General features: G+C 68.1%; 23 protein-coding genes. 13 read left to right on the top strand and 10 right to left on the bottom strand.

What is annotated here, in order from left to right; genetic code table 11:
• Positions 1 to 34: 34 nt before the first annotated feature.
• From ACSQ3Y_RS10995 to cysS, 3 genes are all read right to left on the bottom strand, one after another.
• Complete coding sequence (locus ACSQ3Y_RS10995; protein WP_057199533.1) at positions 35 to 1,009, bottom strand: acetyl-CoA carboxylase carboxyltransferase subunit alpha; 975 nt, start codon at positions 1,007 to 1,009, stop codon at positions 35 to 37.
• Positions 1,010 to 1,125: 116 nt separating this feature from the next.
• Entirely contained in the window at positions 1,126 to 1,776 is a 651-nt protein-coding gene (locus tag ACSQ3Y_RS10990; protein ID WP_436180109.1) for a DNA-3-methyladenine glycosylase family protein, read from the bottom strand.
• A 105-nt stretch (positions 1,777 to 1,881) separates the two neighbouring features.
• Positions 1,882 to 3,261: a cysteine--tRNA ligase gene (gene cysS / locus ACSQ3Y_RS10985; protein ID WP_436177299.1), complete on the bottom strand. Its 1,380-nt coding sequence runs from the start codon at positions 3,259 to 3,261 to the stop codon at positions 1,882 to 1,884.
• Positions 3,262 to 3,479: 218 nt separating this feature from the next.
• Here cysS and ACSQ3Y_RS10980 point away from each other — a divergent pair, with 218 nt between their 5' ends.
• From ACSQ3Y_RS10980 to ACSQ3Y_RS10955, 6 genes are all read left to right on the top strand, one after another.
• On the top strand, positions 3,480 to 4,577 hold the full coding sequence (locus ACSQ3Y_RS10980; RefSeq protein ID WP_436177298.1) for a L,D-transpeptidase Cds6 family protein: 1,098 nt from the start codon (positions 3,480 to 3,482) through the stop codon (positions 4,575 to 4,577).
• 81 nt (positions 4,578 to 4,658) lie between these two features.
• Positions 4,659 to 5,939: a L,D-transpeptidase family protein gene (locus tag ACSQ3Y_RS10975; protein WP_436177297.1), complete on the top strand. Its 1,281-nt coding sequence runs from the start codon at positions 4,659 to 4,661 to the stop codon at positions 5,937 to 5,939.
• On the top strand, positions 5,936 to 6,508 hold the full coding sequence (locus tag ACSQ3Y_RS10970) for a peptidylprolyl isomerase (protein WP_436177296.1): 573 nt from the start codon (positions 5,936 to 5,938) through the stop codon (positions 6,506 to 6,508). The genes ACSQ3Y_RS10975 and ACSQ3Y_RS10970 overlap by 4 nt, the downstream gene beginning before the upstream one ends.
• A gap of 33 nt (positions 6,509 to 6,541) precedes the next feature.
• A complete protein-coding gene (locus tag ACSQ3Y_RS10965; RefSeq protein WP_057199527.1) occupies positions 6,542 to 7,048 on the top strand; it encodes a peptidylprolyl isomerase in 507 nt (168 codons plus the stop codon).
• 21 nt (positions 7,049 to 7,069) lie between these two features.
• Positions 7,070 to 7,849, top strand: a complete 780-nt coding sequence (locus ACSQ3Y_RS10960; protein ID WP_436177295.1) for a UDP-2,3-diacylglucosamine diphosphatase — start codon at positions 7,070 to 7,072, stop codon at positions 7,847 to 7,849.
• Positions 7,850 to 7,898: 49 nt separating this feature from the next.
• Positions 7,899 to 8,732: a zinc-dependent peptidase gene (locus tag ACSQ3Y_RS10955; protein ID WP_436177294.1), complete on the top strand. Its 834-nt coding sequence runs from the start codon at positions 7,899 to 7,901 to the stop codon at positions 8,730 to 8,732.
• Between the two features lie 6 nt (positions 8,733 to 8,738).
• Here ACSQ3Y_RS10955 and ACSQ3Y_RS10950 read toward each other — a convergent pair whose 3' ends face one another.
• The 3 genes from ACSQ3Y_RS10950 to ACSQ3Y_RS10940 form a co-directional block, all read right to left on the bottom strand.
• Positions 8,739 to 9,062, bottom strand: a complete 324-nt coding sequence (locus tag ACSQ3Y_RS10950; RefSeq protein WP_436177293.1) for a hypothetical protein — start codon at positions 9,060 to 9,062, stop codon at positions 8,739 to 8,741.
• Positions 9,063 to 9,202: 140 nt separating this feature from the next.
• On the bottom strand, positions 9,203 to 10,423 hold the full coding sequence (locus ACSQ3Y_RS10945; protein ID WP_436177292.1) for an alpha/beta hydrolase: 1,221 nt from the start codon (positions 10,421 to 10,423) through the stop codon (positions 9,203 to 9,205).
• Positions 10,423 to 10,635, bottom strand: a complete 213-nt coding sequence (locus ACSQ3Y_RS10940; protein WP_057264277.1) for a hypothetical protein — start codon at positions 10,633 to 10,635, stop codon at positions 10,423 to 10,425. Before ACSQ3Y_RS10940 ends, ACSQ3Y_RS10945 begins: the two co-directional genes overlap by 1 nt.
• Positions 10,636 to 10,690: 55 nt before the next feature.
• Here ACSQ3Y_RS10940 and ACSQ3Y_RS10935 point away from each other — a divergent pair, with 55 nt between their 5' ends.
• From ACSQ3Y_RS10935 to ACSQ3Y_RS10920, 4 genes are all read left to right on the top strand, one after another.
• Positions 10,691 to 11,359, top strand: a complete 669-nt coding sequence (locus ACSQ3Y_RS10935; RefSeq protein ID WP_428001911.1) for a helix-turn-helix transcriptional regulator — start codon at positions 10,691 to 10,693, stop codon at positions 11,357 to 11,359.
• Complete coding sequence (locus tag ACSQ3Y_RS10930) at positions 11,356 to 12,357, top strand: ornithine cyclodeaminase family protein (RefSeq protein WP_428001912.1); 1,002 nt, start codon at positions 11,356 to 11,358, stop codon at positions 12,355 to 12,357. Before ACSQ3Y_RS10935 ends, ACSQ3Y_RS10930 begins: the two co-directional genes overlap by 4 nt.
• A 61-nt stretch (positions 12,358 to 12,418) precedes the next feature.
• On the top strand, positions 12,419 to 13,402 hold the full coding sequence (locus ACSQ3Y_RS10925) for a threo-3-hydroxy-L-aspartate ammonia-lyase (RefSeq protein ID WP_436177291.1): 984 nt from the start codon (positions 12,419 to 12,421) through the stop codon (positions 13,400 to 13,402).
• Positions 13,403 to 13,429: 27 nt separating this feature from the next.
• On the top strand, positions 13,430 to 14,602 hold the full coding sequence (locus ACSQ3Y_RS10920; protein WP_436177290.1) for a DSD1 family PLP-dependent enzyme: 1,173 nt from the start codon (positions 13,430 to 13,432) through the stop codon (positions 14,600 to 14,602).
• A gap of 887 nt (positions 14,603 to 15,489) precedes the next feature.
• Here ACSQ3Y_RS10920 and ACSQ3Y_RS10915 read toward each other — a convergent pair.
• From ACSQ3Y_RS10915 to mdeB, 3 genes are all read right to left on the bottom strand, one after another.
• Complete coding sequence (locus tag ACSQ3Y_RS10915) at positions 15,490 to 15,723, bottom strand: hypothetical protein (protein WP_057269468.1); 234 nt, start codon at positions 15,721 to 15,723, stop codon at positions 15,490 to 15,492.
• A gap of 108 nt (positions 15,724 to 15,831) precedes the next feature.
• Entirely contained in the window at positions 15,832 to 16,137 is a 306-nt protein-coding gene (locus ACSQ3Y_RS10910) for a GNAT family N-acetyltransferase (protein WP_436177289.1), read from the bottom strand.
• A gap of 243 nt (positions 16,138 to 16,380) precedes the next feature.
• A complete protein-coding gene (gene mdeB / locus ACSQ3Y_RS10905) occupies positions 16,381 to 19,041 on the bottom strand; it encodes an alpha-ketoglutarate dehydrogenase (protein ID WP_436177288.1) in 2,661 nt (886 codons plus the stop codon).
• A 101-nt stretch (positions 19,042 to 19,142) separates the two neighbouring features.
• Between mdeB and ACSQ3Y_RS10900 the strand changes: the two genes are divergently transcribed.
• A complete protein-coding gene (locus tag ACSQ3Y_RS10900) occupies positions 19,143 to 19,616 on the top strand; it encodes an Lrp/AsnC family transcriptional regulator (protein WP_057269465.1) in 474 nt (157 codons plus the stop codon).
• 15 nt (positions 19,617 to 19,631) lie between these two features.
• On the opposite strand, the gene ACSQ3Y_RS10895 is transcribed toward ACSQ3Y_RS10900, so the two are convergent.
• Entirely contained in the window at positions 19,632 to 20,645 is a 1,014-nt protein-coding gene (locus ACSQ3Y_RS10895) for an AraC family transcriptional regulator (protein ID WP_436177287.1), read from the bottom strand.
• Between the two features lie 74 nt (positions 20,646 to 20,719).
• Here ACSQ3Y_RS10895 and ACSQ3Y_RS10890 point away from each other — a divergent pair, with 74 nt between their 5' ends.
• Both ACSQ3Y_RS10890 and ACSQ3Y_RS10885 read left to right on the top strand, forming a co-directional pair.
• The gene (locus ACSQ3Y_RS10890) at positions 20,720 to 21,970 is read left to right on the top strand and encodes an MFS transporter (protein WP_436177286.1); all 1,251 of its coding nucleotides are present in this window, start codon (positions 20,720 to 20,722) and stop codon (positions 21,968 to 21,970) included.
• Positions 21,971 to 21,987: 17 nt separating this feature from the next.
• Complete coding sequence (locus ACSQ3Y_RS10885; RefSeq protein WP_436177285.1) at positions 21,988 to 23,013, top strand: NADP-dependent oxidoreductase; 1,026 nt, start codon at positions 21,988 to 21,990, stop codon at positions 23,011 to 23,013.
• The last annotated feature ends 7 nt before the right edge of the window (positions 23,014 to 23,020 follow it).

Raw genomic sequence — 23,020 nt, 5'->3', positions numbered from 1 at the left:
AAGGGGCCGTTGGAGGGGGTTGGCGGCTGAGGGCTCAGCGCTCTGACTTGGTATCGCTGAAGCGGCCGTAGCTCTGCAGGCGCTCGTAGCGGCGGTCCAGCAGGTCCTTGGTCTTGAGGTCCGCCACCTGGCGGAAGGCGTCGCCCAGGGCGCGCTTCAAAAAGGCGGCCATCTGCTTGTGGTCGCGGTGGCCGCCGCCCACGGGCTCGCTCACGATCTTGTCCACTAGGCCCAGGGCCTTCAGGCGGTGGGCGGTGATGCCCAGGGCATCGGCCGCTTCCTGGGCCTTTTCGCTCGTCTTCCAGAGGATGGAGGCGCAGCCCTCGGGGCTGATCACGGAGTAGATGGCGTACTGCAGCATCACCACCTGGTCGGCCACGCTGATGGCCAGCGCGCCGCCGGAGCCGCCTTCGCCGATGATGGTGGTGATGATAGGCACTTCGAGCTGCGCCATCTCGAAGATGTTGCGGCCGATGGCTTCGGACTGGCCGCGCTCCTCGGCGTCGATGCCGGGGTAGGCGCCGGGCGTGTCGACGAAGGTGAACACCGGCAGCTTGAACTTCTCGGCCGTCTTCATCAGACGCAGGGCCTTGCGGTAGCCCTCGGGCTTGCTCATGCCGAAGTTGCGCATGGCGCGCTCCTTGGTGTCGCGCCCCTTCTGGTGGCCCAGCACCATGCAGGCGTGGCCGTTGAAGCGTGCCAGGCCGCCCACGATGGACAGGTCGTCCGCATAGTGGCGGTCACCGTGCAGCTCGACGAAGTCGGTGAAGATGTCGCGCACGTAGTCGAGCGTGTAGGGGCGCTCGGGGTGGCGGGCGATCTTGGTGATCTGCCAGGGCGACAGCTCGGCGTAGATGTCCTTGGTGAGCTGCTGGCTCTTCTTGCTCAGCTGGTCGATCTCTTCCGAGATATCGACGGCGCTCTCGGTCTGCACGTAGCGCAGTTCTTCGATTTTGGTTTCGAGTTCGGCAATCGGCTGCTCGAAATCCAGAAAGGTCTTTTTCGCCAACGTTGTTCTCCTTGGGTCGCGCCGGGGGCGCGTGCCATGAATGAGGCACGCACTGTAACCGACGCGTTACGAGTTGGGTTTGACGCCTGTAAAGAAATGGGCCCTGGAGCGGGCCGTCAGTACGACACGACGGGCTGCGGATCCATGGATCGCCAAATATACCAAGTCGCCACGCTGGCCCATGGCTTCCAGGCCTCGGCAACTTCGCGGGCTTCGCTGCGGCTCACCGTTTCGCCCGAGAAGTAGTTGTGGCTGATGCCGCCGATCAACCCCACGTCGTCCAGGGGCAAGACATTGGGGCGCATCAGGTAGAAGATGAGGAACATCTCGGCCGTCCAGCGGCCGATGCCGCGGATGGCCACCAACTCGGCGATGATGGCTTCGTCGTCCATCGAGGCCCAGTCCTTCACGTGCAGCTTGCCGCCGTCGAAGTGCAGGGCCAGGTCGACCAGGTAGTCAACCTTGCGGGCCGACAGGCCGGCGGCGCGCATGTCGTCCACCTTGAGCTTGAGCACGCTGGCCGGCTTCATGCTGCGCGGCAGCTGGGCAAAGCGCTCCCACACGGTCTGCGCGGCCTTCACCGAGATCTGCTGGCCGACGATGGAGCGCGCCAGCGTGGTGAAGGCATCGCCCTGGGTCTGCAGCGCGGCGTCGCCGAACTGCGGGATCAGGCGCTTCATCACCCGGTCCTTCTTCATCAGGTGCTTGCAGGCCTCGGCCCAGTAGGCGGGCGTGGAAACGGCCACGGCCGGCGCGGCCGCAGCCATCGCGGCAGGTACCAACAGATCCTCTTTAGCCATTTTTCTTGCCGCTGCCATGGGGGTTGTTCTTGTTCTCTTCGTTCATGCGTTGTTCTATCGGGGGCATGCGGGTCACTGGGCGGCTTCCCAGGTGGTGCCAGCGGCGGAATCCTTGAGCACGATGCCCTGGGCCTGCAGCGCCTGGCGGATACGGTCGGCCTCGGCGAAATTCTTGGCAGCCTTGGCGGCAGCGCGGGCGGCGATCTGCTCGCCGATGGCGGCTTCGTCCAGCCCGGCACCGGCCTTCAAAAAGGCCTCTGGTTCGCCCTGCAGAATGCCCAGGCAAGCGCCCAGGGCCTTGAGCAGCCCGGCCAGCTCGGCCGAGCGGGTCCTGTTCACCTCGCCCGCCAGGTCGAACAGCACCGCCATGGCCTCGGGCGTGCCGAAGTCCTCGTCCATGGCCGCCTTGAAGCGCGCAGCGTAGGGGGTGGTCCAGTCGATGGCGGCCAAAGGGGCCGGCGCCACCAGGCTGAGGGCGGTGTACAGGCGTTTGAGGGCCTGGCGCGCGTCGTCCAGGTGGGCGTCGCTGTAGTTCAGGGCGCTGCGGTAATGGGCGCGCACGATGAAGAAGCGCACCGTCTCGGGGTCGTACTGGGCCAGCACCTCGCGGATGGTGAAGAAGTTGCCGAGCGACTTGCTCATCTTCTCGTTGTCCACGCGCACAAAACCGTTGTGCACCCAGAACTTCGCCAGGGGCTTGCCGTTGGCACCCTCGCTCTGGGCGATCTCGTTCTCGTGGTGCGGGAACTGCAGGTCCATGCCGCCGCCGTGGATGTCGAAGGTCTCGCCCAGCGTGGCGCCGCACATGGCCGAGCACTCGATGTGCCAGCCGGGGCGGCCCGAGCCGAATTCGCTGTCCCACTTGGCCTCGGGCGGCTCTTCGGGCTTGGAAGCCTTCCACAATACGAAATCGAGCGGATCTTCCTTGCCATCGAGCACGGCCACGCGCTCGCCGGCGCGCAGTTCGTCGATGGACTTGCCCGAGAGCTTGCCGTAGCCGTCGAACTTGCGCACCGAGTAATTCACATCACCGTTGCTGGCGCGGTAGGCAAGACCCTTGCCTTCCAGGGCGCCGATGAGCGAGAGCATCTGCGGCACGTATTCGGTGGCACGCGGCTCGATGGAGGGAGGCTCGATGCCCAGGGCCGCGATATCGGTGTGCATGGCGGCGATCATCTCGTCCGTGAGGGCACGGATGGTGATGCCGCGCTCCAGCGCCCGCCGGATGATCTTGTCGTCGATGTCGGTGATATTGCGCACGTAGGTCACGCGCAGGTCGCTGGCCTTGAGCCAGCGCTGCACCACGTCGAACGCCATCATCATGCGGGCGTGGCCGATGTGGCACAGGTCATAGATGGTCATGCCGCACACATACATGCGCACATGGCCAGATTCGAGCGGGGAAAAGTTCTCCAACTCACGCGAAAGCGTGTTGTAGATGCGCAAACTCATGGGATGTCAGTCAGGGGGAAACCGAAAGGGGGGTGTGGGTGAAGCCCGTTCACCCGGCAGCAGCGGGAACAGGCCCCTCGGGGGGCGCGTTCGTCAGCGAACGCCCATCGAAATCACCAGCGGCAACAGCGCACCGTCATGACCACCCCCTCAGCTACAATCCGCCGCAGTATAAGCCCCGCCAGGGTTCGACGCTGTCCATCACCTTCCATACCCTCATGAAGCAACCAGTCCGCCGCACCCTCCCCCGAATTTTGCGCCTGCTGGCCCTGACGGCATTGGTGGGCACCACCCTGGCACATGCGGCCGACGACTACGCCGACATCACGCAGTTGCTCAAGGCGGGCAAGGCGGGCGAAGCCCTGACCAAGGCCGACCAGCGCCTGGCCACCAGCCCGCGCGACCCGCAACTGCGCTTTCTGCGCGGCGTGGCCCAGTCCGACTCGGGCAAGCCCACCGAGGCCATCGCCACCTTCACCAAGCTGACCGAAGAGTACCCCGAGCTGCCCGAGCCCTACAACAACCTGGCCGTGCTCTACGCCAACCAGAACCAGCTGGACAAGGCCCGCACCGCGCTGGAGATGGCCATCCGCACCAACCCCAGCTACGCCACCGCGCACGAGAACCTGGGCGACATCTACGCCAAGCTGGCCAGCCAGGCCTACAACAAGGCGCTGCAGCTCGACGCGACCAACGCCAACTCGGTCAAGCCCAAGCTGGCGCTGATCCGCGAGCTGTTCTCGGCCGACCCGTCGGGCAAGACCCGCCCTGCCGCTGCAGCACCGGCACCCTCACCTTCACCCGCACCTGCCGTGGTCGCCACACAGCGCCCTGCCCCGGCTCCAGCCGCTGCGCCCGCCGCACCGGCGCCTGCACCCGCAGCCCCGGCTCCAACCCCCGCTCCCGCCCCGGCCGCCGCAGCGCCGGCACCCGCAGCCGTGGCGCCCGCCCCTGCCGCCGCAGCTGCTGCGCCCGCATCCACCCAGGAAGTCACCGCCGCTGTGCAGGCCTGGGCCGCCGCCTGGGCCGCCAAGGACATGAAGGCCTACCTGGGCGCCTACGACAAGGACTTCGACCCGCCAGGCCGCCAGACCCGCGCCGCCTGGGAGAAAGAGCGCGAATCGCGCATCGTGGGCAAATCCAAAATCGCCGTGCAGGTCTCCGACATCACCGTGAGCGTGAGCGGCAACAAGGCCACGGCGCGCTTTCGCCAGGCCTACAGCGCCGACGCGCTCAACGTGACCAGCCGCAAGACGCTGGACCTGGTGCAGAACGGCGGCCGCTGGGCCATCGTGCGGGAAGCCACCGGCGGCTGATGGTGGTGCACGACATGGCGACGGCGCCCATCCTGTGGGCTGGCGAACAGTTTCGAACCAGCCGCTGACCAACCTACGGACATGATGGTGGATTCGCCCCGCTGGGGCCGCCACACGGCGGCCGTTGTGCTGTTGCTGGCTGCCGCCGCGCAGGCAGCGCCCGCCTTCGCCCAGAATCCGCAAAACCGCATGCGCGGCGCCGGTGCCGCCAAGCAGGCGAAAGCCCCCGAGAACCTGCGCGACGGCCAGGCCGAGACGCGGTTGATGGAGGTCTACCAGCTCACCGGCCAGGGCCGTGGCCGCGAGGCACTGGCCCGCGCCGAAAGCCTGGCACGCGACTACCCCAATTTTCAGCTCGCGCAACTGGCGCTGGGTGACCTGCTCAACGCCCGCGTGCGCCCCGTGCGCAAGCTCGGCGACGTGCCCGAGGCCGATGCCGCGCGTGCCCCCGAAGCCGGCGGCATGCTCGACGAGCTGCGCACCGAGTCGCTGCAGCGCGTGCAGGCGCACAAGAACCGCCCAGGCCCCGACCGCATACCCGCCCAGTTCCTGGAGCTGTCCAGCCGCTCGCGCCACGCGATCGCCATCGACGCATCGCGCTCGCGCCTGTACCTGTTCGAGAACACGCCCAAGGGTTTGCAGCTGGTGGCCGACTACTACGCCTCCGTGGGCAAGCTGGGCATCGAAAAGCTGGTCGAGGGCGACCAGCGCACGCCTCTGGGTGTGTACTTCATCACCAGCCGCCTGGACCCGGTCACGCTCAAGGACTTCTACGGTGCCGGCGCCCTGCCCATCAACTACCCCAACCCGCTGGACCAGAGCAGGGGCAAGACCGGCAGCGGCATCTGGCTGCACGGCACACCGCCCGACCAGTTCGCGCGCGCCCCCCTGGCCACCGATGGCTGCGTGGTGCTGGCCAACCCCGACCTGGAGCGCATCCTGCGCCAGGTGGAGCCCCGCTCCACCCCCGTGGTGATTGCCCGCCAGCTGCAGTGGGTGGCCGCGCACAGCGTGCAGGCCGAGCGCAATGCCTTCGAGGCCGTGCTCAACGCCTGGCGCACCGCCAAGTCGCAGGGCGACATGGCGCGGCTGACGGGCTTTTACGCCCCCGATTTCCAGAGCTACCGGCAAAAGCCCCTGTCGGAGTGGACCACGGTGCTGCAGGCCGAGTCGCGCGCCTTGAAGGGCCGTGAAATACAGCTCAAGGACAAGTCTTACCTGCGCTGGACAGACGCCACCGACACCATGGTGGTAACGTTCGGCGAAGTCGCCGAAGGCGCACGCACCGGCCCCGTCAAGCGCCAGTACTGGAAGCGCAAGGGCCAGCAATGGCAAATATTCTTTGAAGGAGTGATTGGATGATTTCCAAGAGAAACGCGGCTCTGTCGCTGGCCGGCATCGCACTGTCGGCCCTGGTCGGCCTGGCGACCCCCGCCCACGCGCAGGATGCGCCCAAGGTCAAGCTCACCACCTCCATGGGCGACATCGTGCTGCAACTCGACCCCGCCAAGGCCCCCAAGACGGTGGAGAACTTTCTGGCCTACGTGAACGCCAAGCACTACGACGGCACCATCTTCCACCGCGTGATCAACAACTTCATGATCCAGGGCGGCGGCTTCACGCCCGACATGCAGCAAAAGTCCACCCGGCCGCCGATCGCTCTGGAGGCCAAGAATGGCCTCAAGAACGACACCTACACCGTGGCCATGGCACGCACCTCCAACCCGGAGTCGGCCACCGCGCAGTTCTTCATCAACGTGAAGAACAACGACAGCCTGAACGCCCCCAGCCCTGACGGCCATGGCTACGCCGTGTTCGGCAAGGTGATCAGCGGCGCCGACGTGGTCGACAAGATCAAGGCCGTGCCCACCGGGCGCGGCGACGTGCCCACCACCCCCATCGTCATCACGTCCGCCTCGGTCGTGAAGTAATCCCCCTTTACCCCTTCAGAAGGAAGCATTGCCATGAGCAACCCCCAAGTCGAACTGCACATCACCGGCTACGGTGTCATCACCCTCGAACTCGACGCCGAAAAGGCCCCCAAGTCGGCCGAGAACTTCCTGGCCTACGTGAACAAGGGCCACTACAACAACACCATCTTCCACCGTGTGATCCCCGGCTTCATGGTGCAAGGCGGCGGTTTCGAACCCGGCATGGCGCAAAAGCCCAGCGATGCCCCGATCCAGAACGAAGCCAACAACGGCCTGAAGAACGCCAACTACACCGTGGCCATGGCCCGCACGAGCGACCCGCACTCTGCCACCGCCCAGTTCTTCATCAACGTGGCCGACAACGGCTTTCTGAACCACACCGCCCCCTCGGCCCAGGGCTGGGGCTACGCCGTGTTCGGCAAGGTGGTCGGTGGCGCCGACGTGGTGGACAAGATCAAGGCCGTGAAGACGGGCCGCAAGGGCTTTCATGATGACGTGCCAAAAGACGACGTGATCATCGAAAAGGCCGTAGCTCTGTAATTGAGCGACAGCCGTCACCCCGTGACCACGACCGTGCCCCGGTTCGAGGAGCTGATTGCTCCCTCGGGCTGGCGCACGGTCGAATTCATTTCGGACCTGCACCTGCAGGCCAGCGAGCCCGCCACGGTGGCCGCGTTCCAGCACTACCTGCAGACCACCCCGGCCGATGCCCTGTTCATCCTGGGCGACCTTTTCGAGGTGTGGGTGGGCGACGATGCCATCGACGAGCCCGGCAGCTTCGAGGCCGAGGGCTGCGCCGCACTGTCCGCCGCGTCAAAGCGCCTGCCGCTTTACTTCATGCACGGCAACCGCGACTTCCTGGCCGGCCCGGCCTTTCTGCAGCGCACGGGCATGGCCGGCCTGGCCGACCCCACGGTGCTGGTCTTCGGCGAGCAGCGCATTGTGCTGAGCCACGGCGACCTGCTGTGCCTGGACGACGTGGACTACCAGCGCTTTCGCGTGCAGGCGCGCAGCAGTGCCTGGCAGCAGGCCTTTCTGGCCCAGCCCCTGGCCACGCGCCGCGCCCAGGCGCGCGGCATCCGCCAGGAAAGCGAGGCCAAGAAGCAATCGGGCACCATCTATGCCGATCTGGATGGCCCTGCCACCCTCGCCTGGCTGCAGGCGGCCGGCGCCAGCACACTGGTCCACGGCCACACCCACCGCCCTGCGCAGCACACGCTTGCGCCAGGGCTCACCCGCGTAGTGCTCAGCGACTGGGACGCCGCCGCATTGCCCCCCCGGCTGGAAACACTGCGTTTGTCGAATACGGTCTTGGAACGTATCCCTCTCGGCCCCAGGTAAGAGGGGTCTTGATTCCAAGTGCATGCTTTTGTTGGCATGCTCTGACACCATGCCTCCCATCCTGAACCGGCTCTGGCGCCGCGTGCGCACCACCGTGGCCCCCGTGCCCGACATCTCGGCCACGCTGTGGCTCGAAACACTGCAGCGCTACCCCTTCCTGGCAGCGCTGTCGCTGCACGACCAGTCCAAGCTGCGCGCGCTGAGCGCCCTCTTTTTGCACCACAAGCGCTTTCACGGCGCGCACGGCATGGAGGTGACCGACGCCATGGCCATCGACATCGCAGCACAGGCCTGCCTGCCCCTGCTGCACTGGGGCGACCCGGCCAAGGCCCTCGCGTGGTACGACGATTTCGTCGGCATCGTGCTGCACCCCGGCGAGGCCGTGGCCAAACGGCAGACCGTGGACGAGGCCGGCGTGGTGCACGAACACGAGCAGGTGCTGCTGGGCGAGGCCATGGACCGCGGCCCCATCATGCTCAGCTGGGAGCACGCCTCCAACGGCCGCGAGAACACCGAGCGCGGCACCAACGTGGTGGTGCATGAGTTCGTGCACAAGCTCGACATGCGCGGCAGCGGCGAGCCCAACGGCTGCCCGCCCCTGCCCGCAGGCTTCATGGGCGCCCGCACCGGCCGCGGTGCGTACGAGGCCTGGTGGAATGCCTGGGAGCCCGCGTACGCGGACTTTCGCGAGGCGGTGATCAAGGCCGAGCGCTTCGGCGCCGAGATGCCCTGGCTCGATGCCTACGGCGCCACCTCGCCCTCCGAATTCTTCGCCGTGGCCTGCGAGGCCTACTTCGTGAACCGCGCGCGCTTCGCGGCGGAGTTCCCCGGCCTGGTGCCTGTGCTGGATGCGTTTTTCAAAAGGCCCGTGGTGGCGCACTGACTCGCATCACGCCTGCCACACCCCGAACCCGGCCGAGCGCAGGTCGATGCCGACTTCGATCTCGCGGTCCACCGCGTCCTGGTAGCTCATGGGGTTGAACCCCTCGTACAGATCGGGCAGCAGGCGCAGCCCGTACTGCTGCACGAAGCGGTTGGCCTGGATGCCGGCCTTGTGCTTGTCGAAGCGCAGATCCGGGTCCAGCCCGGTCATGCCCACGTACACGCAGGGCTTGCCCTCGATGTAGTTCGGGTTGCACCTGCGGAACTTGCGTTCGCTGAGCACCGCCATGGAGAGTTCCACGACGTAGACGTTGTGATGGGGTTTGGGCATGGGTTGGGGGCGCCCGGGATCAAGCAACCTGGGCAGGGTACCCACTGTAAAACCAAATCGGCGCATTTGCAGCGACTGGGCCTGTGCGCCAACAGCGGCCCAGCCGTTGGCCGCGGCAAGCCTCTTGATGCTCCGCGAGCTCACTCGGCGGCCAGCACTTCGCGCATGACTTCGGCCTGCCAGTCAAAGTAGGGATTGAAGGTCAGCCGTGCATGCACCTTGGCGCTCTCGCGGTAGCCCCAGTCCGAGTACCACACCGGCTCGCCCGCCATGCAGCGGGCCTGGTCGGCGGCGTCCTGCCCGTTCCAGCACATCCGCTGGGTGCCTTCGGTGCCGTAGAGCGGGTTGGCCGGCGAGAACAGCACACCCATGTGCGAGAACTGGCTGATGCGCTGCTCGGGCAGCCTGTCGGTGCGCACCAGCACACGCGTGTGCTGCCCGGTGCCTTCGCGCTGTGGCGTGGCGCCGCCACGCGCCGCTGGCAGCTCGCCGTACCAGATGAGGCGGCTGGCGGGGTGGGTGAAGCGGGTCTCGAAGGTGCCGAGCACATGCTCCACATCCACCACCGAATCGTGCTGCGCCAGCACCAGCAGGGCCGGCCTGGCATAGGGCTGGCGCGCAATCTTCTCGCGCACGGCGGCGGCGCTGCGGTAGTACTGCGCAAAGCCGTTGGTGGGCACGTTGAGGTAGCGCAGGGGGGTCTGCTGGGGGTGCGCGGAGTCGGGCTGGCGCAGCCAGGTGCGCACGCGCGCCACCCAGGGCACGATCCAGTCCAGCGGCACGCCCGACTTGAGGGCCGGCGAAAAAAGCACCAGGCCGGCGACCTCGGGGTGGTCCAGCGCGTACTCCAGCGCCAGGTTGGCGCCGGTGGAAAAGCCGCCCAGGTAGACCTCGGGAACCTCCTGCGCCAGCAGGGCCGCCTGCTGCGCCACCAGCCGGCGCCAGTCGTCCAGGTCCACGCCGATCAGATCGGCCGGCCGCGTGCCGTGGCCGGGCAACAGCGCCGTGCGCACCAGAAAGCCCTGGCCCGCCAGCGCCTGCCCGATGTCGGCAAACGACCAGGGCGAATCGCCCAGGCCGTGGAACAACACCACGCCCTTGCGCGCGGGCTGCGCCGGCCGCCATTCCATGGGCGCGTTGCGCGCCAGCTCGCTGTCGCGCTCATCGCTCTGGAAGGCGCGGTGCTGCGCCATCCAGTCCTGTGTTTCGGCACGGTACTGGGCAAAGCTGCCCTGGCCCAGCGGCACCATGGGCCCGCGCGGTACAGCGCAGCCCGCGCACAGCATGGCGGCCACCAGCAACAGGCCCACGCGGCAGGGCCATCGCAGAGCGGCATGGCTTTTGTGAACGGGCTGCACCATCAGAGCCGGCACCGGTAGCCCGGGCGCGGGCCGGTGGTGCTGTAGCAGTCCCCCAGCGGGCCGTAGTGGATGCCGCTGCCCAGATGGGTGCTGCGCAGGCCCAGCTCGAGGTTGACGCCGGCATCGCCCTGGTGGGCCCGGAACTGGGGCAGTGCTTCGGAGGTTTTCACGCCGTCATGGTAGTCCACCAGGCCGAGCGGCAGGCATCCCATGCCCGTTGGTCGTATGATTTTTGACAATTTATCCATTTTTGGATAAATTATCCAAATGGCAAAACGCACTCCCTCCTCTGCCCCGCACCGCACCCCCGAACAAAAGGCCCTGCTCTCCCAGATCGAGCAGGTGGCCCAGGGCCTCGCGGCCACCTTCGCACCGTTTTGCGAGGTGGTGGTGCACGACCTGCTGGACCCGGGCCAGTCCATCCTGGCGATCCACAACAACCTCTCGGGCCGGGCCGTGGGCGAGCCGACGACCGAGCTGGGGCTGGCGCGCATCGCCGACCCCGACTACCCGCAGGTCATCGCCAACTACGCCAACCAGTTTTCCGATGGGCGCCAGGCCAAGAGCACCTCGGTGGGCATCAAGGATTCGTCGGGCGAGTACATCGCCGCGCTGTGCCTGAACGTGGACCTCACGCTGTTTCGCAGCCTGCAGAGCGTGGTGGGGCAGTTCACCGCCATCGACGGGGACACGGGGCTCACCGAGTCGCTGGACCCGGCCGGGGCCGATGCCATCCGCCTGCGCATCGACCAGTTCGCGGCGCGCCTGTCCACCGCGCCGCGTGCGCTCAAGGCGGCGGAGCGGCGCGCGCTGCTGCGCGAGCTCAGGGAGTCGGGCAGCCTGGAGGTGCGCCGCGCGATGGAGGTGGTGGCGCAGCACCTGGGCGTATCGCGTGCCACGGTGTACGGCGACGCACGTGGTGAGCTGACGGCATGAACAGCGCCACCACCGCACCGGCCCCCCGTGCGCGGGCGCAACTGCTGCTGCTCGACACGCACCAGGTCGGCGCCCTGCTGCAGCCGCAGGACGTGCTGCGCGCCGTGCACGAGGCCTTCACCCTGCACAGCCAGCGCGCGGGCCGGGTGTTCCCCGTGGTGCGCGAGGCATTGCCCACGGGCGGGGTGTTCGGTATCAAGTCGGGCGACGTGCCCGCCCAAGGGCTGCTGGGCTTCAAGGCCGCAGGCTTCTGGCCCGCCAACCGCGCGCAGGGTGGCGAGCCGCACCAGGCCACCGTCATGCTGATCGACCCTGCAACAGGCCGGCCGCTGTGCGTGCTGGATGGCAATGCGATCACCACCGAGCGCACAGGCGCAGCCGGCGCGCTGGGCCTGCAGCACCTGGCGCGGGCCGACAGCACGCGCCTGTGCCTCTTCGGCACCGGCGTGCAGGCGCGCGTGCAGCTGCGCTTTGCGTTGCAGGTGCTGCCCGCGCTGCGGCAGGTGCGCTATGTGGCACAGGGTGGGCGGCGCAACGAGGGCTTCGAGGCGGCTTTTGCCGACCGCTGCGATATCGCCCTGGCCACCGATGCGAATGAAGCCGTGGCCGCGAGCGATGTGGTCGTCACCGCCACGCCGGGCGGTGGCGCGCTGTTCGACGCAGCGGCCGTGCAGCCAGGCACCCACATCAACGCCGTGGGCACCGACACCCAAGGCAAGCGCGAGCTGCCCGAGGGCCTGCTGGAGCGCGCCCGCGTGTTCGTGGACGACGCCACGCAGGCCCGCCAGATTGGCGAGGCGCAATGGGCACCGCCCGGCCTGCCCTGCGGCGAACTGGGCGATGTGCTCACCGGCCAGGTGCAGGTGGCGCGCGGCGCGCAGGACATCACCGTGTTCGACATGACGGGCCTGGCCCTGCAGGACCTGACCGTCGCTCGCATGCTGCATACCCAGGCGCTCGCGCAGGGCCTGGGCACTGCGATTGCCTGGCCGTGGTGACACCGGCCCTCTCCGCTTCACTCCGTTCCCATCCCGCTTTCAACCACCACCCATCGTTGCCATGACCACTAACACCCCCACCGCCAACCGCCTTCCCACCTACGACGACGTCGTGGCCGCTGCCGACCGCATCGCGGGCGTTGCGCACCGCACGCCGGTGCTCACCTCGCGCATCCTCGACCAAGAGCTGGGCGCCCAGGTGTTCTTCAAGTGCGAAAACCTGCAGCGCATGGGCGCGTTCAAGTTCCGCGGTGCGTACAACGCGCTGGCCCGGTTCGACGCCACGCAGCGCAAGGCCGGGGTGATCGCGTTCTCGTCGGGCAACCACGCGCAGGGCATCGCCCTGGCCGCGCGCGAGCTGGGCATGCCGGCCACCATCGTCATGCCGCAGGACGCCCCCGCCGCCAAGATTGCGGCCACGCAGGGCTACGGCGCCAACGTGGTGTTCTACGACCGCTACACGCAAGACCGCGAGCAGATCACCCGCGACCTGGCCGAGCGCAACGGCCTGACCATGATCCCGCCGTACGACCATGCCGACGTGCTGGCCGGCCAGGGCACGGCTGCCAAGGAATTGTTCGAGGAGGTGGGCGAGCTTGACGCCTTCTTCGTCTGCCTGGGCGGCGGCGGCCTGCTCTCGGGCTCAGCCCTGTCCACCCGCGCGCTGTCCCCCCGGTGCAAGCTCTACGGCGTGGAGCCCGAGGCGGGCAACGACGGGCAGCAGTCCTTCCGAACCGGCTCCATCGTGCACATCGACACGCCCCAGACCATTGCCGATGGCGCGCAGACGCAGCACCTGGGGCAGATCACCTTCCCCATCATCCACCGCGACGTGGACGACATCCTCACCGTGAGCGATGCGCAGCTGGTGGACGCCATGCGCTTTTTCGCCACGCGCATGAAGCTGGTGGTGGAGCCCACGGGCTGCCTGGGCTTTGCGGCGGCGCGTGCACGCGCCGCCGAGCTCAAGGGCAAGAAGGTGGGCGTGCTGATCAGCGGCGGCAACGTCGACATGGAGCGTTTCTGCAGCCTGCTCGCCGGCTGATCCCGCGAGCGAAAAGGAGCCCCCGCCATGCAAGAAGCAACAGCCAACCACCCCAGGACTCCCCTGGCGCAGATCGACACCCCCGCCGCGCTGATCGAGCTGCCACGCATGCAACGCAATATCGCGCGCATGCAGCAGCGCATGAACGCGCTGGGCGTGCGCTTTCGCCCGCACGCCAAAACGGCCAAGTGCCCGGCCGTGACCGACGCGCAGATCGCCGCCGGCGCCCAGGGAATCACGGTCTCCACCCTCAAGGAGGCAGCGCAGTTCTTCGCCCACGGCATCACCGACATCCTCTACGCCGTGGGCACCGTGCCGCACAAACTGCCCCAGGTGCTGGCGCTGCGCCGCCAGGGCTGCGACCTGAAGATCATCACCGACAACATCGCGGCCGCCCAGGCCATCGTGGACTTCGGCCGCGAGCACGGCGAGGTGTTCGAAGTGCTGATCGAAGTGGACACCGACGGCCACCGCTCGGGCATCCGCCCCGACGAGGCCGCACTGCTCGACGTGGGCCGCGCCCTGCACGCGGGCGGCATGCGCCTGGCCGGCGTCATGACGCACGCCGGCGGCAGCTACGACCTGAACACCCCCGAGGCCCTCACGGCCCTGGCCGAGCAGGAGCGCGCTGGCTGCGTGCACGCCGCCGAGCGCCTGCGCGCGGCGGGACTGCCCTGCGCCGTGGTGAGCGTGGGCTCCACGCCCACGGCCCTGTCGGCCAAGGACCTTGCGGGCGTGACCGAGGTGCGCGCCGGGGTGTACGTGTTCTTCGACCTGGTGATGCACAACGTGGGCGTGTGCAGCACCGACGACATCGCCCTGAGCGTGCTGACCACCGTGATCGGCCACCAGGTGGACAAGGGCTGGGCCATCGTCGACGCCGGCTGGATGGCCATGAGCCGCGACCGAGGGACGCAAAAGCAGTCGCGCGACTATGGCTATGGGCAGGTGTGCGATGTGGATGGGACGGTGCTCGATGGGTATGTGCTGAGCGGCGCGAACCAGGAGCACGGGATCCTGTCGCTGGCCGGTGGATCCGGGTCGCCGGACATGGGCGATATTGCGCGGCGGTTTCCGGTGGGGAGGCAGTTGCGGATATTGCCGAACCATGCGTGTGCCACGGGGGCGCAGTATGGGGAGTATCGGGCGGTGGAGGGTGGGGTTGTGGTGGGGGAGTGGGGTCGTTTTGGGGGGTGGTGATGTCGGTCTTTGATGAGACGTTGCTTCTGTTGTTGTGTTGAGGGCGGAGGCCGGGGTGTGCGCCCGGCGGCGCACCCACCTTCTTTTGCGTCGCCAAAAGAAGGTGGGCCAAGAAAAGGCGACCCCCAGTCTGCGTCCCCCGTTCGCCCTGTCGGGCGAACGGGGGCAACCTGCGATGCTCGGGCCTGGGGTGGTGCCGATGAACTCGCTGCGTTCTTCGAACTCCGCTCAAACAGCTGCGGCAAGTCAGATCACGAAGCGTGTGTGTCCTTCGGCACACACGCCCACCCCAGCCCCTGCGCTTCTCGGCGCAGCCAGCAGGGGTGGGGAGCGGGGTCAAAGACGGCTGCTGCTGCGCAGTTGCGCCTGGGGTCGGTTCGCGCTGCGCGCTGCCGACGCGTGGGCACGATCACTCTGCTCAGGCCGACGCGTAGCGAGGCAGTTGGGGCCGAGCGAAGCAATGGCCCGAGTGGAGCCCGCTCCCAGCCCCTTCTGACCGTGCCGAGAAGCGCAGGGCCTGGGGTGAGCGCGTGCCGAAGGACACGCGCATCGTCATCTGGCTCGCCGAAGCTGTTTGACCGGAGCTGCCTCGCAGAGGCAGCGCAGGGAGTTCTTCGGCGTCACCCCAGGACCGAGCATCGCAGGCTGCCCCCTCGCCCACCGGGCGAGGGGGACACGGGCAGCGGGGTCGCCTTTTCTTGGCCTACGTTCTTTTGGCGAAGCAAAAGAAGGTAGGTGCGCCGCCGGGCGCACACCCGGCCTCCGCCCACAATCCAGGCACACAGTAGCTACAGGCGACCAGCCGACGCCTGCATTGGGGGTTTCAGGCAGGGCTGTGGCGCGTTAGCACCGCAACGACACCGAAGCACCCACACAAGGAACAGCGCTCAGGTCGACAGCGCCTGCTCCACCGCCACCTTGGCTTCTTCCAGGCTGCTGAAAAACCGCGTGGGCTGCGGCAGAGCCTTGGGCAGATGGGCCGGCGCCGGCCACAAGCGCTCATCCGTCCAGCCCGCTGTCCACCCGCCAATGTCCTTGCGCTTGACGGAGCAGACGGCTTGCCCGCTGACCGTCGCTATCCAGGTGGTAGGTTGGTTGTGGTCCCAGGTGACGTGTGCCATGGCGCCCTCCAGCGGTTGCTGCAACACATTGTAAGAAGGCTTCTACCCCGCCGGCACTGGGGGTTCCCCGACTGCGCCCCACCGGCCGTGTGCCGATGGCTTGGGCAACTACAGCAGCTTCCCCAGCATCACCACCTGACCCTTGCGATAGCCCAAGCCCTCATAAAACCCAAATGCCGTCGCGCTCTCCAGCGTCTGCAAATTCAAACTCACAACGCCCTCGCCTCGCAGCACATCCTCGAACGCACGCATCAGCACCGAACCAGCCCCTTGCCGCTGCAGATGCCCCGCCACGCACATCTCCTTGATGTGAAACGTCCACCCATTCACCCACCGCTCCTTCCAGCCCAGCACCATCGCAACCGGCACCTCCTCGACCAGCAACGCCATTGCGCGCGCAGCCGGGAAGGCCATGAATGCCGCGAGCCGCTCCACCACAGCGGCATGCTCCCATCCATCGTTTCAGGGCGGTGCGTTGAACACGCCCCGGTACAGGTCCGCACAGCAGGCGATGTTCTCGGCAGTCAGGGCGACAGTGGCAAAGGGCTGGGGCATGGGCAAAAAACGGCAAAACAAAGCACAAGGGCGGCAAGCGTAGCGCACCACGCTTGCCGCCCTCAATGCGGTCACCCAAGGCAAGGCTTGCGCCCTGCATGCTCACCGGGCTGACGTGGCCCCCAACGCAAACCTGGCTGCCCGTACCACGGCGGCCGCATCCACCCCGAAGAACTCCCGCAGCGCCGCCCGCGTATCGCTGCGCCCGAAGCCATCGGTCCCCAGGGTCAGGTACTTGCGCCCCTCGGGCACGAAGGCGCGCACGGTCTCGGGCACGGCGCGCACATAGTCGGTTGCAGCAATCACCGGACCGCTTGTGGCGGCCAGCTGTGCTGCAAGCCAGGGGGTACCCGGCTTATCTTCTCCCGCGATGGCGCGCTGCTCGCACGCCACGCCATCGCGTGCCAATTCGCTCCAGCTGGTCACGCTGACCACAGTGGCTGCAATGCCTTCGGCGGCCAGTTGCTGCGCGGCCTTCACCACCTCGGTGAGGATGGCGCCGGAGCCCATCAGCGTCACGTGGCGGGCATTGGCCGCCGAGCCGCTTTCGGCACCGAAGCGCTGGAACACATAGCAGCCGCGCAGCACCCCCTCGGCCGCACCGGCGGGCAGGTCGGGCTGGGCGTAGTTTTCGTTCATCAGCGTGACGTAGTAGAAGACGTCGCGCTGCTCGGTCACCATCTCGCGCATGCCCGCGTCGACGATCACGGCCATCTCGCCCGCGTAGGCCGGATCGTAGGCCTTGCAGTTGGGAATGGTGGCCGCCACCAGGTGGCTGCTGCCGTCCTGGTGCTGCAGGCCCTCGCCGCCCAGCGTGGTGCGGCCCGAGGTGGCGCCCAGCAAAAAGCCCCGCGCGCGCTGGTCTGCGGCGGCCCAGATGGCGTCGCCCACGCGCTGAAACCCAAACATCGAGTAGTAGATGTAGAACGGCAGCATGGCCAGGCCGTGCACGCTGTAGCTGGTGGCCGCAGCCGTCCAGCTGGCGATGGCGCCGGCCTCGCTGATGCCCTCTTCGAGGATCTGGCCGTCGAGCGCCTCGCGGTAGCTCAGCACCGAGCCAATGTCCTCGGGCGCATAGCGCTGGCCTACGCTGCTGTAGATGCCGACCTGCTTGAACAGGTTGGCCATGCCGAAGGTGCGCGCCTCGTCGGCCACGATGGGCACGATGCGCGGGCCCAGCGTGGCGTCCTTGAGCAAACTGCCGAGCATGCGCACGAAGGCCATGGTGGTGCTCATCTCCTTGCCATCGGCCTGCAGCGCGAACTGCGCGTAGCTTTCGATGGCGGGCACGGGCAACGCCTCGCATGCCGTCTCGCGGCGCGGCAGATAGCCGCCCAGGTTCTGGCGGTGGCTGCGCAGGTAGCGCATCTCGGGGCTGTCCTCCGCAGGCTTGAAGAAGGCCAGGCTGGTGGCCTGCTCATCGGTAAGCGGCAGGTTGAAGCGGTTGCGAAACTCGATGAGGTCGGTCTCGTCCAGCTTCTTCTGGCTGTGCGTGGTCATCTTGCCCTGGCCGGCCGTGCCCATGCCGTAGCCCTTCTTGGTGTGCGCCAGGATCACCGTGGGCTGGCCCTGGTGGCGCGCGGCGGCGGCATACGCGGCGTGGATCTTCACCAGGTCGTGCCCGCCGCGCTTGAGGCGGTCGATCTGCTCGTCCGTCATGCCCTGGGCCAGGGCCGCCAGCTCGGGGTTCTGGCCGAAGAAGTTGTCGCGGTTGAAGCGCCCGTCCTTGGCCGCAAAGGTCTGCATCTGGCCGTCCACCGTGCCTTCGAGCGTGCGCACCAGCGCGCCCGTGAGGTCGCGGGCAAACAGGCCATCCCAGTCGCTGCCCCAGACGAGCTTGACCACGTTCCAGCCCGCGCCGGCGAACAGCCGCTCCAGCTCGTCGATGATGCGGCCGTTGCCGCGCACCGGGCCGTCCAGGCGCTGCAGGTTGCAGTTGACCACCCACACCAGGTTGTCGAGCCCCTCTCGCGCAGCCAGGGTCAGCGCGCTCATGCTCTCGGGCTCGTCCATCTCGCCATCGCCGAACACGCCCCACACCTTGCGCTGGCTGCAGTCGAGCAGGTTGCGGTGCGTGAGGTAGCGCATGAAGCGCGCGTGGTAGATGCTGCTGATGGGACCGATGCCCATCGACCCCGTGGGGAACTGCCAGAAGTCCGGCATCAGCCAGGGGTGCGGGTAGCTCGACAGGCCCTGCGCGCCGGCGGCAGGGGCCGTGAGCTCCTGGCGGTAATGCATCAGGTCCTGCTCGGACAGGCGCCCTTCCATGTAGGCGCGCGCATACACGCCCGGCGCGCTGTGCGGCTGGAAGAACACCAGGTCACCCCGGTGCTGCCCCTCGCCCACGCCTTCACGGGCACGGAAGAAATGGTTGAAGCCGCTCTCGAACAGGTCGGCCGCGCTGGCGTAGCTGGCGATGTGCCCACCCAGTTCGCCATAGGCCTGGTTGGCGCGCACCACCATGGCCAGCGCGTTCCAGCGCACGATGGAGGCCACGCGCTCCTCGATGGCCAGGTCGCCGGGGAAGACAGGCTGGTCCTGCACGGCCACGGTGTTCACATACGGCGTGTTCAGGTCGGGCTGCCAGCCCACGCGCCGGGCCCGCGCCAGGCGCACCATTTCCTGCAGTATGAAGCGCGCGCGCTCCGGTCCCTCGGTCGCTACCAGGGCCAGGAAGGCATCGCGCCACTCGGCGGTCTCCTGCGGGTCGGTATCGGTGGCCAAGGGCTGCATCAGGTGGTGGTGGGCGGTGGGGGCGTTCATGCAGCAACTGTAGTCACTACGGCGCCACATGGGATGCCGTTTTGGCCCGTGGATGGCTCCATCACAGCACTTCGTGCGGCAGAACGCCTAAACTCCGGCACATGAAGCTGGATACCCTGGATTTGCGCATTCTGGCCGAGCTGCAGGCCGACGGCTCCCTGTCCAACGTGGAGCTGGCGCGGCGCGTGCACCTGTCGCCCTCGCCCTGCCTGGCGCGCGTGAAGGCGCTGGAGGCCGCGGGCGTCATCAGCCGCTACGTGGCGCTGGCCAGCGCGGCGGCGCTGGGCTTGGGGCTCAATGTGTTCATCAGCATCAGCCTGAAGACGCAGAGCAAGGAAGCGCTGGGCGACTTCGAGCAGCGCATCGCCGAGCACGACGAGGTGATGGAGTGCTACCTCATGAGCGGCGACAGCGACTACCTGATCCGCGTGGCCGTGCCCGACATCGGGGCGCTGGAGCGCTTCATCCTGGAGCGGCTGGCCCCCATACCCGGCGTGGAAAAGATCCGCTCGAGCTTTGCACTAAAGCAGGTGCGCTACAAGACGGCGCTGCCGCTGCCATTGCCCAAGGCATAGCCCCCGCAGTCTCCATCATTGCGCCCGCGCCGTGCTCGGCGGGTGCCCGATGATGCGCTTGTACGCCCGGCTGAACGAGGCCTCGGACTCATAGCCCAGCCGGTTGGCCGCCACGGCCACGCGCATGCCGTCGCGCGCGATCCAGCGGCGTGCCTGCGACATCTTGACCTTGGCCACGTAGCGCGCCGGGCTCTCGCCCATGGTGCGCGTGAACGATTCCGAAAAGCTCGAGCGCGAGGCGCCCATCAGGTCGGCCAGCAGCGGCACGCTCCAGTCGCGTTCGGGCTCGGCGTGGATGGCGGCGATCACCTTGCCGATGCGCGGGCAGCGCACGGCGGCGATCCAGCCCGTGGGGTTGTTGCAGCTGCACTCCACCCAGGCACGGATGATGCTGGCCGCCAGCGCATCGGCCAGGCGCGCAAGAATCGCGCAGGCGCCCATGCGGTCCTGCGCCACCTCGCGCTCCATGGCGTCGAGCAGCACCGGCACGGTGGTGTCGCGCCGCGCCAGGTCGCCGGCCATCATCACCTCGGGCATCATGGCCATCAGCGGGTGCAGCGGGTCGAGGTTGAAGCGCAGCGCGCCGCAGAACATCACGTCCGGGGCCTGCGGCGGGGGCGGCGCCACGGGGGCGCCCAGGTGCGCGTTGTTGGCATCGCGCCCGTCCACCAGGTAGATGTTCTCGGACACGGCCTTGCGCGCCAGCGAATCGATGTCCACCGGCGGCACGTCGGGCGAACTGGCCAGCACGTGGAAGCTGCCGTGCGGCAGCAGCACCGCATCACCCGGGTTCAGGCGCTGCCAGTCGGTCGTGGGCGTGCGCAGCCAGGCGCCGCCATGGCCCACGAAGTGAAAGCGCGCCGAGCGCTGCGCCGGGAAGGCAATGGCCCACGGCGGGTGCAGCACGCAGCGGCCATACTCCACGCCGTCCAGGCGCAGGCCGAGCAGGATCTGCGTCAGCAGGTCCGGCGGCTCGGCAAATGGCTCTTGAGCCACTTGGTCAAAGGGTCTGGATAAAAAGTCAAGCATTTCGGCTTTTATGGCATGGAAACGCCGCCATCTTATCCCTACCATGGCTTTCCATCCACCCTAAGGCCTTTCCCGTGTCCTCCTCTCCCTCCTGCTCCGCCTGCCTTGATGCGCCCACCGGTGCCGTCGCTGCCGAGGCCACGCCCGCCCCCCTTTCCACCCCCGAGCCCACCGAGGCCCACTGGGCCGCCGTGGCCTCCATGGCCCTGGGTGTCTTCGGCCTGGTCACGGCCGAGTTTTTGCCCGCCAGCCTGCTCACCGCCATGGCCAGCGACCTGCGCGTGAGCGATGGCGCCGCCGGCCAGGCCGTCACCGTGACGGCGCTGGTAGCCGCCGTAGCCGCCCCTTCGCTGCCGCTGCTCACGCGCCGCATCGACCGGCGGCTGGTGATGATCGCCTTCACGCTGCTGCTGGTGCTGTCCAACCTGATGTCGGCCCTGGCCGGCAGCATGGCCACGCTGCTGGCGGCGCGGGTGCTGCTGGGCGTGGCGCTGGGGGGCTTCTGGTCCATGTCGGCGGCGCTGGCCATGCGGCTGGTGCCGGCATCGCTGTTCGCACGGGCCATGTCGTTCATCCTCACCGGGGTGTCGGTGGCCACCGTCTGCGCGGCGCCCATCGGCGCCTGGATGGGCGATATGTGGGGCTGGCGCAGCGCCTTCATCGCGGCCGGCGGCATCAGCCTGATCACCCTGGCCGTGCAACTGGTGGCGCTGCCCGCCCTGCCCCCGCGCGACAACCCCAACCTCAAGGTGCTGGGTGAGCTGCTGCGCCGCCCACCGGTGCGCGTGGCGCTGCTGGCGGTGCTGCTGGTGATCTCGGGCCACTTCGCAGGCTTCACCTACATCCGCCCGCTGATGGAGCAGGTCACGCACCTGTCGGTGGCCACCATCACCGCCGTGCTGCTGGGCTACGGCGTGGGCGGCTTCTTCGGCAACTTCGTGGGCGGGTGGATCGCCGGGCGCAGCGAGCGCCAGGCCATCGTCGCCGGCGGCGCCGTCATCGCCGTGCTGGCCGCCACCTTGCTGGTGGCCGGCCAGTCGGCCGCCATCACGGCAATCGCCGTCACGCTGTGGGGCTTTGCCTTCGGCGCCTTCCCCGTGGGCTTTCAGACCTGGATCGTGCGTGCCGCGCCCGACCAGGCCGAGGGCGCGGGCGGGCTGCTGGTGGCGGCCTTCCAGATCGCCATCGCCAGCGGCGCCATCTTCGGCGGCCTGATGGTGGACCATGTGGGTGCCCTGGGCGGGCCCGCGTTTGCTCTGGCTGCGCTGACGCTGGGTACCTTGCTCACCCTGCGCCACGGCCCCCGGCCTGCGGTAGCCGCCTGATCCAGGGAGCAAGCACCATGGCAACCGAGACCAACCGCCGCATCACGCTCGCCGCACGCCCGCAAGGGCTGCCTGAGCCAAAGCATTTCGGGCTAGAGACGCAACCCGTGCCCGAACCCGCCGACGGCCAAGTGCTGCTGAAGACGCTGTACCTGTCCATCGATCCGTACATGCGCAACCTGATGGATCCCATCGGCCCCGGCTACGCGCCGCCCGTGGAGATCGGCGCGCCCATGGTCGGCGGCACCGTGAGCCGCGTCGTCACCTCGCGCAACGCCCAATTCCACGAGGGCGACCTGGTGCTGGCCAATGCCGGCTGGCAGGACTACGCCCTGTCCGATGGCAGCGACCTGCTGGCGCTGGGCGGTGCGGCGCAGCCCTCGCAGTCGCTCGGCGGCCTGGGCATGCCGGGCTTCACGGCCTACGTGGGCCTGCTCGACATCGGCAAGCCCCAGCCCGGCGAGACGGTGGTGGTGGCCGCAGCCACCGGCGCCGTGGGCGCCATCGTGGGCCAGATCGCCAGGCTCAAGGGCGCTCGCGTGGTGGGCATTGCCAGCGGTGCCGACAAGTGCCGCCATGCGGTGCAGGAGCTGGGCTTCGACGCCTGCCTGGACCGGCGCGAACCCGGCCTGGCCGAGCGGCTTGCTGCGGCCTGCCCGCAGGGCATCGACGTGTACTTCGAGAACGTGGGGGGCGAGGTGTTCGATGCAGTCTTGCCGCTGCTCAACTTGCATGCGCGTGTGCCGGTGTGCGGCTTCATCGCCCACTACAACGACAGCACGCCCAATCCCGGGCCTGATCGGTTACCCCAGCTCACGGCCACGCTGCTGCAAAAGCGCGTGCGCATGCAGGGCTTCATCATCCTGGACCACTACGGCGAACGTTTCGACAGCTTCCGCCGCGAGATGGCGGCCTGGATCACGCAAGGACAGGTGCGCCTGCGCGAGGACATCGTGGACGGGCTGGAGAACGCGCCCGAGGCGCTGCGCCGCGTTCTGCAGGGGCAGAACTTTGGGAAAACCATCGTGCGCGTAGCGCAGTAGGTCAGCG

The sequence above is a fragment of the Acidovorax sp. LjRoot66 genome (genome assembly GCF_964253305.1).
In the GTDB taxonomy this organism is placed as follows: domain Bacteria; phylum Pseudomonadota; class Gammaproteobacteria; order Burkholderiales; family Burkholderiaceae_C; genus Acidovorax.
The sequence above is the reverse complement of the archived record's forward strand: the minus strand, read 5'-3'. Positions and strand labels throughout refer to the sequence as shown.

Bases quoted from the DNA above. Each gene is read 5' to 3' on its own strand.
- ACSQ3Y_RS10990 (WP_436180109.1), bottom strand. From the start codon at position 1,776: ATGGCTGCGGCCGCGCCGGCCGTGGCCGTTTCCACGCCCGCCTACTGG.
- cysS (WP_436177299.1), bottom strand. From the start codon at position 3,261: ATGAGTTTGCGCATCTACAACACGCTTTCGCGTGAGTTGGAGAACTTT.
- ACSQ3Y_RS10980 (WP_436177298.1), top strand. From the start codon at position 3,480: ATGAAGCAACCAGTCCGCCGCACCCTCCCCCGAATTTTGCGCCTGCTG.
- ACSQ3Y_RS10975 (WP_436177297.1), top strand. From the start codon at position 4,659: ATGATGGTGGATTCGCCCCGCTGGGGCCGCCACACGGCGGCCGTTGTG.
- ACSQ3Y_RS10970 (WP_436177296.1), top strand. From the start codon at position 5,936: ATGATTTCCAAGAGAAACGCGGCTCTGTCGCTGGCCGGCATCGCACTG.
- ACSQ3Y_RS10965 (WP_057199527.1), top strand. From the start codon at position 6,542: ATGAGCAACCCCCAAGTCGAACTGCACATCACCGGCTACGGTGTCATC.
- ACSQ3Y_RS10955 (WP_436177294.1), top strand. From the start codon at position 7,899: ATGCCTCCCATCCTGAACCGGCTCTGGCGCCGCGTGCGCACCACCGTG.
- ACSQ3Y_RS10950 (WP_436177293.1), bottom strand. From the start codon at position 9,062: ATGCCCAAACCCCATCACAACGTCTACGTCGTGGAACTCTCCATGGCG.
- ACSQ3Y_RS10945 (WP_436177292.1), bottom strand. From the start codon at position 10,423: ATGGTGCAGCCCGTTCACAAAAGCCATGCCGCTCTGCGATGGCCCTGC.
- ACSQ3Y_RS10940 (WP_057264277.1), bottom strand. From the start codon at position 10,635: ATGGGATGCCTGCCGCTCGGCCTGGTGGACTACCATGACGGCGTGAAA.
- ACSQ3Y_RS10935 (WP_428001911.1), top strand. From the start codon at position 10,691: ATGGCAAAACGCACTCCCTCCTCTGCCCCGCACCGCACCCCCGAACAA.
- ACSQ3Y_RS10930 (WP_428001912.1), top strand. From the start codon at position 11,356: ATGAACAGCGCCACCACCGCACCGGCCCCCCGTGCGCGGGCGCAACTG.
- ACSQ3Y_RS10925 (WP_436177291.1), top strand. From the start codon at position 12,419: ATGACCACTAACACCCCCACCGCCAACCGCCTTCCCACCTACGACGAC.
- ACSQ3Y_RS10920 (WP_436177290.1), top strand. From the start codon at position 13,430: ATGCAAGAAGCAACAGCCAACCACCCCAGGACTCCCCTGGCGCAGATC.
- ACSQ3Y_RS10915 (WP_057269468.1), bottom strand. From the start codon at position 15,723: ATGGCACACGTCACCTGGGACCACAACCAACCTACCACCTGGATAGCG.
- ACSQ3Y_RS10910 (WP_436177289.1), bottom strand. From the start codon at position 16,137: ATGGCCTTCCCGGCTGCGCGCGCAATGGCGTTGCTGGTCGAGGAGGTG.
- mdeB (WP_436177288.1), bottom strand. From the start codon at position 19,041: ATGAACGCCCCCACCGCCCACCACCACCTGATGCAGCCCTTGGCCACC.
- ACSQ3Y_RS10900 (WP_057269465.1), top strand. From the start codon at position 19,143: ATGAAGCTGGATACCCTGGATTTGCGCATTCTGGCCGAGCTGCAGGCC.
- ACSQ3Y_RS10895 (WP_436177287.1), bottom strand. From the start codon at position 20,645: ATGCTTGACTTTTTATCCAGACCCTTTGACCAAGTGGCTCAAGAGCCA.
- ACSQ3Y_RS10885 (WP_436177285.1), top strand. From the start codon at position 21,988: ATGGCAACCGAGACCAACCGCCGCATCACGCTCGCCGCACGCCCGCAA.